At 69.5% G+C, this 16373-nt stretch carries 17 protein-coding genes; 12 read left to right on the top strand and 5 right to left on the bottom strand.

All coding sequences use genetic code 11. The features are described 5' to 3' along the window. Positions 1-18: 18 nt before the first annotated feature. A complete protein-coding gene (locus CRM89_RS19215; protein WP_011211616.1) occupies positions 19-537 on the bottom strand; it encodes an Lrp/AsnC family transcriptional regulator in 519 nt (172 codons plus the stop codon). Between the two features lie 147 nt (positions 538-684). On the opposite strand from CRM89_RS19215, the gene hppD reads away from it, so the two are divergent. From hppD to CRM89_RS19175, 8 genes are all read left to right on the top strand, one after another. Next, the gene (gene hppD, locus CRM89_RS19210) at positions 685-1863 is read left to right on the top strand and encodes a 4-hydroxyphenylpyruvate dioxygenase (protein WP_098085448.1); all 1179 of its coding nucleotides are present in this window, start codon (positions 685-687) and stop codon (positions 1861-1863) included. Between the two features lie 73 nt (positions 1864-1936). Then, on the top strand, positions 1937-2461 hold the full coding sequence (locus CRM89_RS19205) for a DUF3558 domain-containing protein (RefSeq protein WP_041560440.1): 525 nt from the start codon (positions 1937-1939) through the stop codon (positions 2459-2461). Positions 2462-2475: 14 nt separating this feature from the next. Further along, the gene (locus CRM89_RS19200; protein ID WP_060594295.1) at positions 2476-3030 is read left to right on the top strand and encodes a DUF3558 domain-containing protein; all 555 of its coding nucleotides are present in this window, start codon (positions 2476-2478) and stop codon (positions 3028-3030) included. 270 nt (positions 3031-3300) lie between these two features. Beyond that, positions 3301-3675, top strand: coding sequence for a 30S ribosomal protein S12 (gene rpsL, locus CRM89_RS19195; protein ID WP_011211612.1), 375 nt, complete (start codon positions 3301-3303; stop codon positions 3673-3675). 1 nt (position 3676) lies between these two features. Next, a complete protein-coding gene (rpsG, locus tag CRM89_RS19190) occupies positions 3677-4147 on the top strand; it encodes a 30S ribosomal protein S7 (protein WP_011211611.1) in 471 nt (156 codons plus the stop codon). A 165-nt stretch (positions 4148-4312) separates the two neighbouring features. Then, entirely contained in the window at positions 4313-6415 is a 2103-nt protein-coding gene (gene fusA, locus CRM89_RS19185; RefSeq protein WP_011211610.1) for an elongation factor G, read from the top strand. A gap of 139 nt (positions 6416-6554) precedes the next feature. Continuing rightward, a complete protein-coding gene (gene tuf, locus CRM89_RS19180; protein ID WP_011211609.1) occupies positions 6555-7745 on the top strand; it encodes an elongation factor Tu in 1191 nt (396 codons plus the stop codon). Between the two features lie 183 nt (positions 7746-7928). Continuing rightward, positions 7929-8738 (top strand): alpha/beta fold hydrolase, encoded by an 810-nt coding sequence (locus CRM89_RS19175; protein ID WP_060594296.1) that lies wholly within the window; start codon positions 7929-7931, stop codon positions 8736-8738. A 45-nt stretch (positions 8739-8783) separates the two neighbouring features. Here the strand turns inward: CRM89_RS19175 and CRM89_RS19170 are convergent, their stop codons facing one another. Then, on the bottom strand, positions 8784-9416 hold the full coding sequence (locus tag CRM89_RS19170; protein ID WP_011211607.1) for a TetR/AcrR family transcriptional regulator: 633 nt from the start codon (positions 9414-9416) through the stop codon (positions 8784-8786). 46 nt (positions 9417-9462) lie between these two features. Next, positions 9463-9819, bottom strand: a complete 357-nt coding sequence (locus tag CRM89_RS19165; protein ID WP_011211606.1) for an SPW repeat protein — start codon at positions 9817-9819, stop codon at positions 9463-9465. Positions 9820-10020: 201 nt separating this feature from the next. Here CRM89_RS19165 and CRM89_RS19160 point away from each other — a divergent pair, with 201 nt between their 5' ends. The 3 genes from CRM89_RS19160 to CRM89_RS19150 all read left to right on the top strand — a co-directional run bounded on the left by CRM89_RS19160 (position 10021) and on the right by CRM89_RS19150 (position 12912). After that, positions 10021-11217, top strand: coding sequence for an NAD(P)/FAD-dependent oxidoreductase (locus CRM89_RS19160; protein ID WP_041560438.1), 1197 nt, complete (start codon positions 10021-10023; stop codon positions 11215-11217). Positions 11218-11322: 105 nt separating this feature from the next. After that, positions 11323-12084, top strand: coding sequence for a glutamate racemase (locus CRM89_RS19155; RefSeq protein WP_060594298.1), 762 nt, complete (start codon positions 11323-11325; stop codon positions 12082-12084). A 63-nt stretch (positions 12085-12147) separates the two neighbouring features. Beyond that, the gene (locus CRM89_RS19150; protein ID WP_098085446.1) at positions 12148-12912 is read left to right on the top strand and encodes a DNA alkylation repair protein; all 765 of its coding nucleotides are present in this window, start codon (positions 12148-12150) and stop codon (positions 12910-12912) included. Between the two features lie 54 nt (positions 12913-12966). Here the strand turns inward: CRM89_RS19150 and CRM89_RS19145 are convergent, their stop codons facing one another. After that, positions 12967-14022, bottom strand: a complete 1056-nt coding sequence (locus CRM89_RS19145; RefSeq protein WP_011211602.1) for a ferredoxin--NADP reductase — start codon at positions 14020-14022, stop codon at positions 12967-12969. Between the two features lie 40 nt (positions 14023-14062). Next, complete coding sequence (gene mftR2 / locus CRM89_RS19140; protein ID WP_228786735.1) at positions 14063-14701, bottom strand: mycofactocin system transcriptional regulator MftR2; 639 nt, start codon at positions 14699-14701, stop codon at positions 14063-14065. A gap of 265 nt (positions 14702-14966) precedes the next feature. On the opposite strand from mftR2, the gene mftF reads away from it, so the two are divergent. Further along, on the top strand, positions 14967-16370 hold the full coding sequence (gene mftF, locus CRM89_RS19135; RefSeq protein ID WP_098085443.1) for a mycofactocin biosynthesis glycosyltransferase MftF: 1404 nt from the start codon (positions 14967-14969) through the stop codon (positions 16368-16370). Positions 16371-16373 lie beyond the last annotated feature (3 nt).

Genomic DNA, 16373 nt, shown 5'->3' with positions numbered 1-16373 from the left:
TCCGGACCGTCCCGGAACTCAGTGCGGGTCGCGATAGGCGGGCGCTTTGCTGGTCGTGGTGGGGGTCAGGGTGCGCAGCAGTGGCAGGGTGCGGCGCGGGACCACCGTGGACAGCACGATGACGCTGTGCGAGCGCACGACCGAACTGGTCCGGTCGATGCTCAGCAACACCGCCTGGAGTCCCGCGTGCGAGTCGGCGCCGATGCGGCACAGCACGTCGCCGGTGCCGGTGGTGGCGTAGGCCTCCAGGACGCCGGGGATCGCGTCGAGTTCGGCGGCGAGGGTGTCGAGCGCGCCCTGGGCGATCTCCAGCGTGACGAAGGCCTGCACGTCGAATCCGGCCGCGGTGACGTCGATCTGGGGATCGTAGGAGGCGATCACCCCGGCCTCCTCCATTCGCGAGATCCGCGACTGCACCGTCGCCCTGGCCACCCTGGTGCGCCGGGACAGCTCCAGGATCCCGGCCTTCTGGTGCTCGTGCATCGCGGTGAGGATGGCCAGATCCAGTTCGTCCAGTCTCGCCGGGGTACGGGACACGGCTGCCTCCTCGGGCGCGATGAGTCGATGTCCCCATGCTAGGCAATCTGCACAGCTCATCGGGGTTGTTCCTGGCCGATTTCGCCAGACTGTGCACCCGGCGGCGGCGCTGTTGCCCAGGTCACACCGCCGGGATTTCCTTGGACCATGACCCTCGAGAATCTGCCGACCGACGGCGAGTTGCGCGATCTCGTCGGGCTGGTCGACCACGACGTGAGCATCGACCCGTTCCCGGTGATCGGCTGGGACGCGCTGGTCTGGGTCGTCGGCAACGCGACCCAGACCGCCCACTTCCTGGAATCGGCGCTCGGCATGCGGCTGGAGGCCTACGCCGGGCCGGAGACCGGTGTACGTGATCACAAGGCGTTCGTGTTGCGCAGTGGCGCAGCGCGTTTCGTGGTCCAGGGTGCGGTCGACCCCGACAGCCGCCTGGCCGAGCATCATCGCCGCCACGGCGACGGCGTGCTCGACATCGCGCTGGAGGTGCCCGATGTGGACCGCTGTGTGCGCTGGGCGCGCGGGCAGGGCGCGCGCGTGCTGGCCGAACCGCACGACGAGCGCGACGAGTACGGTATCGTCCGCACCGCGACCCTGGCCGCCTACGGCGCGACCAGGCACACACTGGTGGACCGCTCCGGCTACGACGGCCCCTACCGGCCCGGCTTCGTGCCGCGGCGCTCGGGATTCCGGCCCCGCCCCGGCAGGCCCGCTCGGCTGTTCCAGGCCATCGACCACGTGGTCGGCAATGTCGAACTGGGCATGATGGACCACTGGGTGGAGTTCTATCGCCGGGTCATGGGCTTCACGAACATGGCCGAGTTCGTCGGCGACGACATCGCCACCGAGTACTCGGCGCTGATGAGCAAGGTCGTCGCCAACGGCAACCACCGGGTGAAGTTCCCGCTCAACGAACCCGCGCCCGGCCGGCGCCGCTCCCAGATCGACGAGTTCCTCGAATTCCACCGCGGGCCCGGTGTCCAGCACATCGCCCTGGCCACCGGCGACATCCTCGCCACCGTGGACGCGATGCGCGCCGAGGGCGTGGAGTTCCTCGCCACCCCCGACGCCTACTACCAGGACCCCGACCTGCGCGCCCGCATCGGCCGGGTCCGTGTCCCGGTCGAGGAACTGCGCCGCCGCGGCATCCTGGTCGACCGCGACGAGGACGGTTACCTGCTGCAGATCTTCACCAAGCCGATCGGCGACCGCCCCACGGTGTTCTTCGAACTCATCGAACGCCACGGTTCCCTCGGTTTCGGCAAGGGCAACTTCAAAGCCCTCTTCGAGGCCATCGAGCGAGAACAGGCGGCCCGGGGAAACCTGTAGCGCCGCAACGTCGCTCGTCGCGGCGCCGGCGAGACCCCGGAGGTGCTGCGCGAACCCCGGTAGAGTGCCTGGCATGCGGATCCCGTCGGCGCTCATCACAGGTCTCGCCCTGGTCCTGACGTTGTCGGCGTGCGGTTCGGGGGGCGATTCCGGCTCCGACACCCCGTTGCGCCCGCCGCCGAAGGTGGCCTCGCTCGGGCCGTTCGTCGGCGAGTGCGGGCACGTCACCGACGACGAGGTACGCGACATCGCGGGCCTGGGCACGCTGTCGCAGGTGTTCAAGAACTCGGTGGGCTGCAACTACCAGTCCGCGGGCATCGGTTCGCCGAGTGTCACCTTCGCCTCCTATCGGGGCAGCCCGATCGAGCGGGAGAAGGCGTGGGTGTCCAACGTCGGGCGGGCACCGGATGCGATCGAGGTGGGCGGTAGGCCGGGCTTCGCGGCGCTCGACCCGAGCGGCGCGGTCTGCGATCTCGCCGTGCAGCTCGACGACGACTTCTTCGAGTGGTCGATGTCGTACGGGTTCTTCGGGCCGTTGGACAACCCATGTGACAAGACCAGGAAGTTGGCCGAACTCACCGTGGCGCGGTTGAAGTGAGGGGTGGGGCGTTGATGCGCAGGGTTCCCGGCCGCCGGGCGGCGGCGCTGAGCGGCGCCGTGCTGGCGCTGGTCGCGATGGTGGCCGGGTGCGGGCGCACCGTCGAGGGCGCGGCCTTTCCGGCCGGCGGCAGCCAGGAGATCAACACCAACTTCGACAAGCTGCTCCGCGAATGCGACGTGGTCGAGCCGGCGAAGATCGGTGAAGCGGTCGGCGACGCCAGGTACGTCAACGGCTCGTTCAACGGCGCGGTCTGCATGTGGGATGTGGAGGACGCGCCGGGCGGGCTGGCGATGGTCACGCTGAACTGGTACGAGATCGGCTCGCTCAACAACGAGAAGATCACCGCCGACAAGCTCGGCTACAGCACCGAGACCATCACCGTGCAGGGCAGGCGGGGCCTGCAGGTGCGTCGACCCGGGGATCCGGACTCCTGTGGGGTGACCGCCTCGGCGGCCGACACCGGGGTGGTGGGCTGGTGGATCAACTACCGCGCCGGGTCCGCGCACCCCGACCCGTGCGGCGCGGCCAAGACGCTGTTGGAGCTGACGCTGAATCTGGCCAGGTGATTCCCCGCCCGCCGGACCCCCGCTTTGACCATCTGCGCAGGCCGCGGGTATCGTGGATCGCTGTGCCCGGAAGCATGCGGGCAAGTTCGTGCGTAGACGTAGGCCAGCGAGAGCGGCTGACCTCTCCGGCGTGCCCGGATCAAGGGTCCTAGCCCGCGCACGACACGCCCGACCTCGGGACGCGAGAAACGTGGTTGGACGTGCGAGTACAGCTCGAAAACCAGCCATGAAGTTCCCGACACCGCGTTAATCAACAAGGAAAGCCGGTCTATGCCAACCATCAACCAGCTGGTCCGCAAGGGTCGCCGTGACAAGGTCGCCAAGACCAAGACCGCGGCCCTCAAGGGGAGCCCGCAGCGTCGTGGCGTGTGCACCCGCGTGTACACCACGACCCCGAAGAAGCCGAACTCCGCGCTGCGCAAGGTCGCGCGTGTTCGCCTGACCAGCCAGGTCGAGGTCACGGCGTACATCCCCGGCGAAGGCCACAACCTGCAGGAGCACTCGATGGTGCTCGTCCGTGGCGGTCGTGTGAAGGACCTCCCCGGTGTGCGTTACAAGATCATCCGCGGCTCCCTCGACACCCAGGGTGTGAAGAACCGCAAGCAGGCCCGCAGCCGCTACGGCGCCAAGAAGGAGAAGAGCTGATATGCCGCGCAAGGGCCCCGCTCCCAAGCGTCCGTTGATCAACGACCCGGTCTACGGGTCGCCGCTGGTCACGCAGCTGGTCAACAAGATCCTGCTCGACGGCAAGAAGTCCACCGCGGAGCGCATCGTCTACGGTGCGCTGGAGCAGGCGCGCGAGAAGACCGGCACCGATCCGGTCGTCACCCTCAAGCGCGCGCTCGACAACGTCAAGCCCTCCCTTGAGGTGAAGCCCCGCCGCGTCGGTGGCGCCACCTACCAGGTGCCGGTCGAGGTGCGTCCCGGCCGTGCCAACACCCTCGCGCTGCGCTGGCTGGTCAACTTCGCCCGTGCGCGTCGTGAGAAGACCATGGTCGAGCGTCTCGCCAACGAACTGCTCGACGCCAGCAACGGCCTCGGCGCCTCGGTGAAGCGGCGCGAGGACACCCACAAGATGGCCGAATCCAACCGGGCCTTCGCGCACTACCGCTGGTGATCGCCGCCCGGCCCGTCGCTCGTGTCGGCGCCGGAAGGCCTCACGGTCGGAAGGAGGGCACTTCGGTGCCCCTTCCGGCGTTGACATAGTGAGGACCCGACCAGGGTCTCCGAACGCAAGATCCCAACTAGCTATCGCTTACAGAGCAGAGCGGGGAAGATTTCCGTGGCACAGGACGTGCTCACCGACCTGAAGAAGGTCCGCAACATCGGCATCATGGCCCACATCGATGCCGGTAAGACCACCACTACCGAACGCATCCTCTTCTACACGGGTGTCAACTACAAGATCGGTGAGACGCACGACGGCGCGTCGACCACCGACTGGATGGAGCAGGAGCAGGAGCGCGGCATCACCATCACCTCCGCCGCGGTGACCTGTTTCTGGAACCAGAACCAGATCAACATCATCGACACCCCCGGCCACGTGGACTTCACCGTCGAGGTGGAGCGGTCGCTGCGCGTGCTCGACGGCGCGGTCGCGGTCTTCGATGGCAAGGAAGGCGTGGAGCCGCAGTCCGAGCAGGTGTGGCGCCAGGCCGACAAGTACGACGTGCCGCGCATCTGCTTCGTCAACAAGATGGACAAGCTCGGCGCCGACTTCTACTTCACGGTGCAGACCATCAAGGACCGCCTCGGCGCGCGTCCGCTGGTCATCCAGCTGCCCATCGGCGCGGAGGACACCTTCGAGGGCGTCGTCGACCTGGTCGAGATGAACGCCAAGGTGTGGACCGGCGAGACCAAGCTCGGTGAGAAGTACGAGGTCAAGGAAATCCCGGCCGATCTGGCCGAGAAGGCCGAGCAGTACCGTCAGGAGCTGCTCGAGGCTGTCGCGGAGTCCGACGAGGCGCTGCTGGACAAGTTCTTCGGCGGCGAGGAGCTCACGATCGATGAGATCAAGGGCGCCATCCGCAAGATGACGGTCAACTCCGAGGCCTACCCCGTGCTCTGCGGCTCGGCGTTCAAGAACAAGGGCGTGCAGCCCATGCTCGACGCCGTCATCGACTACCTGCCTTCGCCGCTGGACGTCGAGAACGTCGAAGGCCACGTCCCCGGCAAGGAGGACGAGGTCATCAACCGTCGTCCGAGTGCCGACGAGCCCTTCGCGGCGCTGGCGTTCAAGATCGCGGTGCACCCCTTCTTCGGCAAGCTGACCTACATCCGGGTGTACTCGGGCAAGGTCGACTCCGGCGCCCAGGTCATCAACGCGACCAAGGGCAAGAAGGAGCGTCTGGGCAAGCTGTTCCAGATGCACGCCAACAAGGAGAACCCGGTTCCCGAGGTCTCCGCGGGCCACATCTACGCGGTGATCGGCCTCAAGGACACCACCACCGGTGACACCCTGTGCGATCCCCAGAACCAGATCGTGCTGGAGTCCATGACCTTCCCGGACCCGGTCATCGAGGTCTCGATCGAGCCGAAGACCAAGTCCGACCAGGAGAAGCTGGGCACCGCGATCCAGAAGCTGGCCGAAGAGGATCCCACCTTCTCGGTCAAGCTCGACCCCGAGACCGGTCAGACGGTCATCGGTGGCATGGGCGAGCTGCACCTCGACATCCTTGTCGACCGCATGAAGCGCGAGTTCAAGGTCGAGGCGAACGTCGGCAAGCCCCAGGTGGCCTACCGCGAGACCATCACCAAGACGGTCGAGAAGCTCGAGTACACCCACAAGAAGCAGACGGGTGGCTCGGGTCAGTTCGCGAAGGTCATCATCGCCCTCGAGCCGTTCGTGGGCGAGGACGGCGCGCACTACGAGTTCGAGAACAAGGTCACCGGTGGCCGCGTGCCGAAGGAGTACATCCCTTCGGTCGACGCCGGTGCCCAGGACGCGATGCAGTACGGTGTGCTCGCCGGTTATCCGCTGGTCAACCTGAAGGTCACGCTGCTGGACGGCGCCTACCACGACGTGGACTCGTCGGAAATGGCGTTCAAGATCGCCGGCGCGCAGGCCCTGAAGGAAGCGGCCCGCAAGGCCGGTCCGGTGATCCTCGAGCCGATGATGGCGGTCGAGGTCATCACGCCCGAGGATTACATGGGCGACGTGATCGGCGACTTGAACTCCCGCCGTGGTCAGATCCAGGCCATGGAGGAACGCAGTGGTGCCCGTGTCGTCAAGGCGCTGGTTCCGCTCTCGGAGATGTTCGGTTACATCGGTGACCTGCGGTCGAAGACCCAGGGCCGGGCGAACTACTCCATGGTGTTCGATTCGTACGCGGAGGTTCCGGCCAACGTGTCGAAGGAGATCATCGCCAAGGCGACCGGGGAGTGATCCCTTCCGGGGCAGGTGGCACACTTGCCTCGGAAACTCCCGGGCGCTCTGTACGACCCGAAATTTCCCTGCATCCGCAGGGATGACCCCCCGCACTGCTGCAACTGCAGGAACCAACACAGTCCAGGAGGACAAAACAGTGGCGAAGGCGAAGTTCGAGCGGACGAAGCCGCACGTCAACATCGGCACCATCGGTCACGTCGACCACGGCAAGACCACGCTGACCGCGGCGATCACCAAGGTGCTGGCTGACAAGTACCCGGATCTGAACCAGAGCTTCGCGTTCGATCAGATCGACAAGGCGCCCGAAGAGAAGGCGCGTGGCATCACGATCAACATCTCGCACGTCGAGTACCAGACCGAGAAGCGCCATTACGCCCACGTCGACGCGCCGGGTCACGCCGACTACATCAAGAACATGATCACCGGTGCGGCGCAGATGGACGGCGCCATCCTGGTGGTCGCCGCGACCGACGGCCCGATGCCGCAGACCCGCGAGCACGTGCTGCTGGCCCGCCAGGTCGGCGTGCCCTACATCCTGGTCGCCCTGAACAAGGCCGACATGGTCGACGACGAGGAGATCCTCGAGCTCGTCGAGATGGAGGTCCGCGAGCTGCTGGCCGCCCAGGAGTTCGACGAGGAAGCCCCCGTCGTGCGCGTGTCCGGCCTGAAGGCCCTCGAGGGCGACCCCAAGTGGGTCAAGTCCGTCGAGGACCTGATGGACGCCGTCGACGAGTCCATCCCGGACCCGGTGCGTGAGACCGACAAGCCGTTCCTCATGCCGATCGAGGACGTCTTCACCATCACCGGCCGTGGCACCGTCGTCACCGGTCGTGTCGAGCGCGGCATCATCAACGTGAACGAGGAAGTGGAGATCACCGGCATCCGTCCGGAGACCACCAAGACCACGGTCACCGGTATCGAGATGTTCCGCAAGCTGCTCGACCAGGGCCAGGCGGGCGACAACGTCGGCCTGCTGATCCGTGGCATCAAGCGCGAGGACGTGGAGCGCGGCCAGGTCGTCATCAAGCCGGGCACCACCACCCCGCACACCGAGTTCGAGGGCCAGGCGTACATCCTGTCGAAGGACGAGGGCGGCCGCCACACCCCGTTCTTCAACAACTACCGTCCGCAGTTCTACTTCCGCACCACCGACGTGACCGGCGTCGTGACCCTCCCCGAGGGCACCGAGATGGTCATGCCGGGCGACAACACCGAGATGAGCGTCAAGCTGATCCAGCCGGTCGCCATGGAAGAGGGCCTGCGCTTCGCGATCCGCGAGGGTGGCCGCACCGTCGGTGCCGGCCGCGTCACCAAGATCATCAAGTGATTTCCTGAAATCACGATCTGCCACGGCGCCGCTCCGCAAGGGGCGGCGCCGTTCGGCGTTTCCGGGGGCCGTCCTGATTTCGGTCCACTGCCGATTGCTGCAATGTTGCCGGACCGGCCCGCGGTGACCGACCCGAGTGCGACACTGGACGGGCCCGCGAGTGCCGAACCTTCGGGAGGACCGATGCGCACCTCGTCCCGTGCGGCCGATCTCGACATCGTCGAGGGGACTCTGCCGCTCGGCCTGCCCTACCGAGCGCTGGGATCGGGGCCGCCGTTGGTGTTCCTGCGCTGGTTCACTCCCGACCACGCCAATCCGGCGGGGCTGATGGCCAGGGCGGAGATCGCGGCGCTGGCGCCGCTGGCCGCGCATCGGCGGGTCTATGCGGTGAACCGAGCGCCGGACATGCCGTCGGGCACCACGATGGCCGAGATCGCCGACGATCACGCCGCCGCGCTGCGCACCGAGTTCAGTGCCCCGGTGGACGTGCTGGGCATCTCCTCCGGCGGGTCGGTGGCGCTGCAACTGGCCGCCGACCACCCCGACGTGGTGCGCAGGCTGGTCGTGGCCGCCTCGGCGTCGCGGCTGGAGGAACGGGCCCGGGTGGCGCAGCTGCGGTACGCCGAGGCCGCCGCGGCGGGTAAGCGCGCCCTGCACCACATGGAACCCGAGCCGCGAACCGTGCGGGCCAGGATCAACGCCGCGGTGATGTGGTTGCTCGACCCGCTCGCCCGGCCCCGCAATCCCGCCGACACACTGGCGTTCGTCCGCGCCGAGGACGCCTTCGACGTGACCGACCGGCTGGCCGCGATCACCGCGCCCACGCTGGTGATCGGCGGCGAGCGCGACGAGTTCTACTCGCCGGAGGCCTTCCGCCGGACCGCCGACGGCATCCCCGACTCCCGGCTGGTGATCGTGCCCGGCGCGGGCCACATGGGCGCGGTGCGGCATCCGCGGTTCGCGGCCGAGGTACTCGCCTTCCTCGACCACTGAGGGATCGGACCACTGAGGGATGGCCCGGGCCGGCCGCCTGCCGGATCAGCCGAGCTGGGTCATCCCCGCCGCCACCACCTTCGCCACCCCGAGCAGTTCCTCGCTGGTGGGCAGGGCCACGCCGTCGAGCGCGTGCAGCCGGTCGGTGCTGGCGATGGCGAACATCGCCGAGACCCAGGCGGCCGCGCAGGCGCGAACCGTGCCCGGCCGCACCGGTTGCGGCGCGCTGGCCTGCAGTACCCGCGCCGTCACGTCGAGCAGGTGGTCGCGCAGGCGCCGCAGTTGGGCGCGCACGTCGGGATGGGTGTCGGCCTCGCGCCACATGATCACGCGCAGCACCGAGGAGTGGTGCTCGCGCAGGTTCAGCGCGGTGTCGAGGTTGAGCAGGCTGGCGGCCGGGTCGCCGGGGGCGACCACCGCGCCGATGTCGGGCACCGGGTGGGCGGGCACCCGCTCGGCCATCAGCGCCGACAGGATCGCGTCCTTGGTGGGGAAGTAGTAGAAGACCAAGCCCTTCGGCACACCCGCGACCGCCGCGATGGCGGCGGTCGGGGTGGCGTCGAATCCTTTGGCGGCGAAGAGCTGTTCGGCGGCGTCCAGGATGAGTTCGCGGGCGTCGCCGTCGAGCTTGGCGCTGCGGCGGCGCCCGGTCCGGGCGGGGTGCTGCGTGCGCGTCACGGCGTCCTCCGTGGCGGTCCGCCGACCACCTTCGGCCGCCTCGGGGTCAGTGGTGCACGGCGGTGCGATGCATGCGTCCGGTGACCGCGGGCAACGCCGCGATCGCGACCACCACCGTGACGACCCCGACCACCCATGCGGTCCAGGATGCGCCACGGAACTCGGTGAAGTCCATCGCCCACGGCGAGAGGAACAGCAGCGCGCCGAACAACGCCATCGCGTAGTCGGCCATCGCCATCGCGGGCCGGGCCATCTGCGCCAGGCCGGTGAGGGCGATGAGCACGCCGAGCACGATCAGCGTCCACATGGCCCGGTCGCTGGTGTCGAGCCACAGCGGCGAGAGTGCGGTGAAGGCGCCGAGCACGACCGCGAGCAGGTCCTGTGCGCGACTCTCGGTGAACATGGTGTGCCTCCTGCGAGAGAACAATGGTCCTGACCTCGGTATAGACCTGATTGACCGCCCGGTCGATATCGGGATGGATACGATTGCGCGGCGAAGTGTGATACGCCCGCACCGGGTGCATCGCGCTCGGAAAAGGAGCGGTCCCACGATCGACCAAGCGCTTGCTAGGGTGAGATGTCGCCGAGGGAAGGGACCACCGCAATGAGCGCGCCGATCGTCATCGTGGGAGCCGGGCTGGCCGGACTGCGGACCGCCGAGGAACTGCGCCGCGCCGGGTACGAGGGCGACCTCGTGCTGCTGGGCGACGAGGCGCGCCTGCCCTACGACCGCCCGCCGCTGTCGAAGCAGTTCGTGCGCGGCGAGACCGACGACACCACGTTGCGCCCGGCCGAGTTCTTCACCGACAAGCGCATCGAGCTGCGGCTGGGCACCACCGCGACCGGAGTGGACACCGCCACCCGCCGGGTCCTGCTCGCGGACGGCTCCGCGCTCGCCTACGACCATCTCGTCATCGCGACCGGCCTGCGGCCCCGCACACTTCCCGGGCTGCCGACGCCGGCCGGCGTGCACGTGTTGCGCGACCATGCCGACGCCACCGCGTTGCGCGACGAATCAGCTTCCGCCACAGCGGCTCTGGTGATCGGCGCGGGCTTCATCGGCTGCGAGGTGGCGGCCAGCTTCCGGGCGCGCGGGCTGGACGTGGTGCTGGTCGAGCCGCAGCCGACTCCGTTGGCCTCGGTGCTCGGCGAACAGGTCGGCGGGCTGGTCGCGCGCATGCACCGCGCCGAGGGGGTCGACCTGCGCTGCGGCACCGGGGTGCGGACCCTGCTGTCCGACGACCGGGGCCGGGTGCGTGGGGCGCTGCTCTCCGACGGCGCGGAGGTGCGCGCCGACCTGGTCGTCCTGGGGGTGGGCTCGCGGCCCGCCGTCGAGTGGCTGGCCGATTCCGGTATCGCTCTGGCCGAGCAGGCGGCCGGCGGTGGCGTACTGGCCGACGAGGTGGGCCGCACGTCGGTCGAGCGGGTCTGGGCGGTCGGCGACGTGGCGGCCTGGCGGCACGAGACCGGCGCACAGCAGCGGGTCGAGCACTGGACCAACGCGGGGGAGCAGGCCAAGCTGGTGGCCTGTGCGCTGCTCGGCGCCGAACCGCCGACGGCCGCGCGGGTGCCGTACTTCTGGAGCGATCAGTACGACGTGAAGATCCAGGCGCTCGGCACCCCGAGCGCCGACGACGACGTCTCGGTGGCGGCCGACGACGGCCGCAAGTTCCTCGCGTACTACTCGCGCGCGGGCGCCCTCACCGCGGTGGTCGGCGCGGGCATGACGGCGCAGGTCATGAAGGCCCGCGCCAAGGTGGCCGCGGGCGCTCCGGTGGCCGATCTGCTGGCCACCACCTGAGCCGAGCACCGCGGAGACCGATTCGCGTGCCCGCGTGGGGCGTCACGCCGGCGACCCCGCTCGGGCGAATTCGTGGCCGCGGGGCCCTGTAATACGGTGGTCGATGTGATCGTCGCGCTCATCGACTCGGGTCTGGGGCTGCTGCCAACGGCCGCGTGGCTGCGCAAGCTGCGCCCGGATGTGGATCTGCTGCTGCAACTGGACCCCGACGGCGCGCCCTGGGGGCCCAAGCCGGAGCAGTGGACGATCGAGCGGGTGGTGGCGGCGGCGCGTACCTCCATCGCCGCCGGGGCCGAGGTGATCGTGCTGCCCTGCAACACCGCCAGCGTGACCGCGCTCGAGCAGGTACGCGCCGAGGTCGGGCCCGAGGTGCCGGTGATCGGCACGGTGCCCGCGATCAAGCCCGCCGCCGCGGCCTGCCGCCGGGTGGCGGTGTGGGCGACGGCCGCGACCACGGCCAGCCGCTATCAGGCGGAGCTGATCGAGAAGTTCGGTGGTGACGCCGAGGTGGTCGGGGTGGCCTGCCACGGCCTCGCCGACGCCATCGACCGCGGTGACCTCACCGCGGCCACCGACGCGATCGCCCGCGCGGCCGCGCAGACCCCGGCGGGCACCGAGGGCGTGGTTCTGGGCTGCACGCACTATCCGCTGGTCGTCGACGCCATCGTCGCCGCGCTGCCCGCGGGGGTGCGGCTGTTCGACAGTGCGCAGGCCGTTGCGGCGCAGACCATCCGCAAGATGGAGGGGCTCGGCAGGCCGACCACCGGGGAGGGCGTGGTCCGCGTCCTCAACAGCGGCAGGCCGGGCACGCTGCCCCCCAGCGCCGCCGCCTATGAACCGGGACGCATCCTCGGCGCCCAGCCCTGACACCGCGGTCGGCGGCCGCCCGCCGGTTAGCCTTGCGCGAGATGCGTGTCGAGGAGGTCCGCGATGAGTCCATCGGAGTCCACCGCCGAGCAGGTCCGCGCCGCGCTGGCCGAGGTGGCCGATCCCGCGGACGCCGTGCATCTGCAGCGCTTCTTCAAGACCGGGCCGGGTGAATACGGCGAGGGCGACGTCTTTCTCGGCGTGCGGGTGCCCGCTACCCGGGCGGTCGCCAAGCGTTTCGCCGACCTGCCGCTGGACGAGATCGACGCCCTGCTCGACAGCGCCGTGCACGAGGAGCGCCTGGCCGGATTGCTGATCCTGAACCTGCGGTACGCCCGCGCGGGCAAGGCGCGCCCCAGCGACCCCGACGCGCAGCGGGAAATGGCCGACGCGCAGCGGGAGATGGTGGAGCGGTACCTGGCCGCGGTGCGGCGCGGCCGGGTGAACAACTGGGATCTGGTCGACTCCTCGGCCGAATACGTGCTCGGCGCCTGGCTGCTCGACAAGCCGCGCGATCTGCTCGCCGAGCTGGCGGCCGCCGATTCGCTGTGGGAGCGGCGGGTCGCGTTGCTGAGCACCTTCGCCTTCATCAAGGCAGGCGACGCCTCGACCACCTTCGCGCTGTGCGAGCGGCTGCTGGACGACCGCCGCGACCTGATCCAGAAGGCCGTCGGCTGGATGCTGCGCGAGGTCGGCAAACGTATCGACCCCGCGCTGCTCACCGGTTTCCTGGACCGGCACGCGGCCCGGCTGGGCCGCACCGCGCTGTCCTACGCCACCGAGCATCTCGACGCCGAGCGCCGCGCGGCGTACCGGGCGATGCGCTGAGCGCCGCGGCGGGGCCGATGCCGGGCGCCGCGCGGGCCGGAAGCCGGGCGCCGCTCAGAACTGGATGCGGAGCCGATCGGTGACCGGGCGCGCCTGGCAGCCGAGGATGTAGCCGTTGGCGATGTCCTCCGGGTCGAGGATCTCGGCGTTCTCCATCGCGACCTCACCCTCGAGCACGGTGCAGGCACACGATCCGCACTCGCCCTCCTGGCAGGAGTAGGGCACGTCGATGCCCTTGGCGAGCATGATGTCGACCAGGGTCTGCTTGCGCGGCCAGCTCAGCTCGTGCACCTCGCCGTCGAGTTCCACCTCGACGGTGGCGGCGTCGGCGGCCTCCTCGTCGCTCACCTCGACGGGGGCCTGGTCGGCGAACGGGTCACCGGCCAGCGAATTGAAGACCTCGGCGTGGGTGCGGTTGCGCGGCACCCCGAGCCGGGCCAGCGCGTCGTGCACCAGATCCATGAACGGTTTGGGGCCGCACATGAACGCTTCGTAGCTCGCGTACGGCGCGGTCAGGCTCGCGAGCGCGTCGGCGGTGGGCAGGCCCTGCAGCGGCTCCAGCCAGTGGATCACGGTGAGCCGCTGGGGGTGCTTGGCGGCCAGTTCGCGCAGCTCGTCGGCGAAGATGACGGTCTCGGCGTCGCGGTTGGCGTAGACCAGCACGATCTTGCCGGTGCCGCGCGCGAGCGCCGATTTGAGGATCGACATCACCGGCGTGATACCGCTACCGGCCCCGAACAGCAACAGGTTCTCGTCCAGATCCCTTGGCGTGAACACGCCCGAGGGCGGCAACACCTCGAGCTGGTCGCCGGGCTTGACGTTGTCGCAGACCCAGTTGGAGCCGTAGCCGCCCTCGGTGCGCTTGACCGTCACCTTGGGCTTGTCGTCGGTGTAGGGCGAGCTGGCCAGCGAATAGCAGCGTGCCACCGATCCGGTGAGGTCACTGGGGATTCGGAGGGTCAGGAACTGGCCGGGCCGGTAGGCGAACTTCTCGGTGAGATCCTCGGGCACGTCGAAGACCAGCGAGCAGCTGTCGGCCGTCTCGGCGATCACCGCGGCGACCCGCAGGACTGCCGAACGAGAACCGTGTGGAACTTCGACGGTGGTCATGTCGTCCTCTCGAACGCGAAAACTAGAACGTGTTTCAATTTCATCGTACGTCGCGGTCGGCCCGTGCGACAAGCCGCGCCTCCAGTCCGGCGATCAGCACCTCCATGCCGAAGTCGTAGACGTACTTCCCGCGCAGGTCGGGCATGTAGGCGGTGGCCCGTGCGACGACCTCGGGCAACTCCACCTCGCTCAGCTGCGCCGGATCGCGCGGGTTCACCCGCCTGCGGCCGAACAGATAGGTGTGCACGGTCGCGTAGGCGGCGAGCACGTCCCGGTCGCCGAAGCCGGCATCGGCCAGGATGCCCATGATGGCCGCGATCAGGTCGAGCTGCTTACCCAGCATCTGCTCGATGAGGATGTCGCCGAGGCCGGGGTGCCTGCGCAGTTTCTCATCGATCTGATCCACCAGTTCACGCAGCCGCTGCTGCCAGGGGCCGGACTCGCGCGGCGGGGTGCGCACGCCGGTCAGCGCGGCGCTGGCGACCAGGTCGAGCAGCTCGCGCTTGTCGGCGACGTAGTAGTACGGCGCCATCGGCGAGACGCCCAGCTCCCGGGAGAGCCGGCGCATGGACAGCTTCTCCACACCGTCCTCCCGAACCACGCGCAGGGCTGCCTCGACGATCTCGGACTCCGACAGCGTGCTGCCGCCCCCGTTGGCCTGCATTCGTCCGACTCCCATGCCACCTCTACCACCGCGGGCATGTGTCGCCCGTCACGATCCGTTCCGCTGCTGTACATCCGAAGTCTAGAGGCGGTATCCCCGGCCCAGGGCAGTGCGCCGGTTGCCCTCCCGTTGCGGCCCGGCTCGCGCCGGGGCCCGGCGGACCGGCGGCAACACGCCGTACCCACCGGACGACCCGGGTGTCCTGGCGATTCCTGTCGTTTCCGGTCGATTTCGCGCACCGATGCTGCCCGCGGGCCGGAGATTGCCTAGCATGCCAGGAATGCGCCACGATCGATTGCCCGACGGCTTCGGGGTACGGATCGATCCACGGGTACGCGCATACTCCGGCAACCGCATCCTGATCGGCGGGACGCCCGCCAGGGTGTTGCGCCTGGCGCCGGAGGCCGCCGAGATGATCGGCGACGGGTACCTCGAGGTCACCGGACCGAAGTCCGCCGTCGTCGCCCGGCGGCTGCTCGACTCCGGCGTCGCCAACCCGCGCCCGCGCCTGCTGCCCTCCACCGACGACGTCACCGTCGTCGTCCCGCTGCACAACAACCCCGAGGGCCTGGCCAGGATGCTGGCGGTGTTGCGCGGCCACCACGTCATCGTCGTCGACGACGGCTCCGACCAGCCGGTGCGCATTCCGGAGACCCGCGGCACCCGCTGCCGCGTGACGGTACTGCGGCACGACACCGCGCACGGCCCGGCCGCCGCGCGCAACGCCGGACTGCGCGCGGCGACAACCGAATTCGTGGCGTTCCTGGATTCGGACGTGGTGCCGCGCAGCGGCTGGCTCGAGGTGATGCTCGGACACTTCAGCGATCCCGAGGTCGCGCTGGTGGCCCCGCGCATCGTCGCGCTCGACGCCGAATCGAACGCCCTGGCGCGCTACGAACACACCCGCTCCTCGCTCGATCTCGGCAGGCGCGAGGCGGCGGTGCACTCGCGCGGGCCGGTGTCCTACGTGCCGAGCGCGGCGATGCTGGTGCGGCGTCAGGCGTTGCTGGCCGTGGGCGGCTTCGACGAGTCGATGCGGGTGGCCGAGGACGTGGACCTGTGCTGGCGGCTGGAGCGGGCGGGCAGGCGGTTGCGCTACGAGCCCGCCGCGCACGTCGCGCACGACCACCGGGCCGCCTTCCGCGCCTGGTTCGGCCGGAAGATGTTCTACGGCACCGGGGCCGCGCCGCTGGCCCGCAGGCACGGCCCGGCGGCGGTCTCGCCGCTGTCGCTGCCGTACTGGACGGCACTGGCGGCGGTGCTCTTCGCGACGCTGACCCGGTGGGGACTGCTCGGTGGGCTGGTGGCCCTGGCGACCGCGCTGGTGCGGTTGCGGCGGGTGTTCGCCGGGCTGGACAACCCGACCAGGATCGCCGCGCTCTATCTCGCGCGCGGGTTCTTCGCCGGACTGTGGCGCATCGCCTCGGCGATGTGCCGGCACTACTGGCCGATCACCCTGCTGGCCGTGCTGGTTTCGCGGCGGGTGCGGCGCATCGCGGTGACGATGGCGGTGGCCGACGGACTGGCCGACTGGTTCACCCATCGCGACGCGGGCGGGCTCGACCCGGTGCGCTATCTGGTCTACAAGCGGCTCGACGATCTCGCCTACGGCACCGGGCTGTGGGTGGGGGCGGCGCGGGCGCGCAGCCTCGACGCGCTGCGGCCGGCCTTCTCGCGGCGCTGAGGA

This window comes from Nocardia sp. FDAARGOS_372 (assembly GCF_002554515.1).
In the GTDB taxonomy this organism is placed as follows: domain Bacteria; phylum Actinomycetota; class Actinomycetes; order Mycobacteriales; family Mycobacteriaceae; genus Nocardia; species Nocardia farcinica.
The sequence above is the reverse complement of the archived record's forward strand: the minus strand, read 5'-3'. Positions and strand labels throughout refer to the sequence as shown.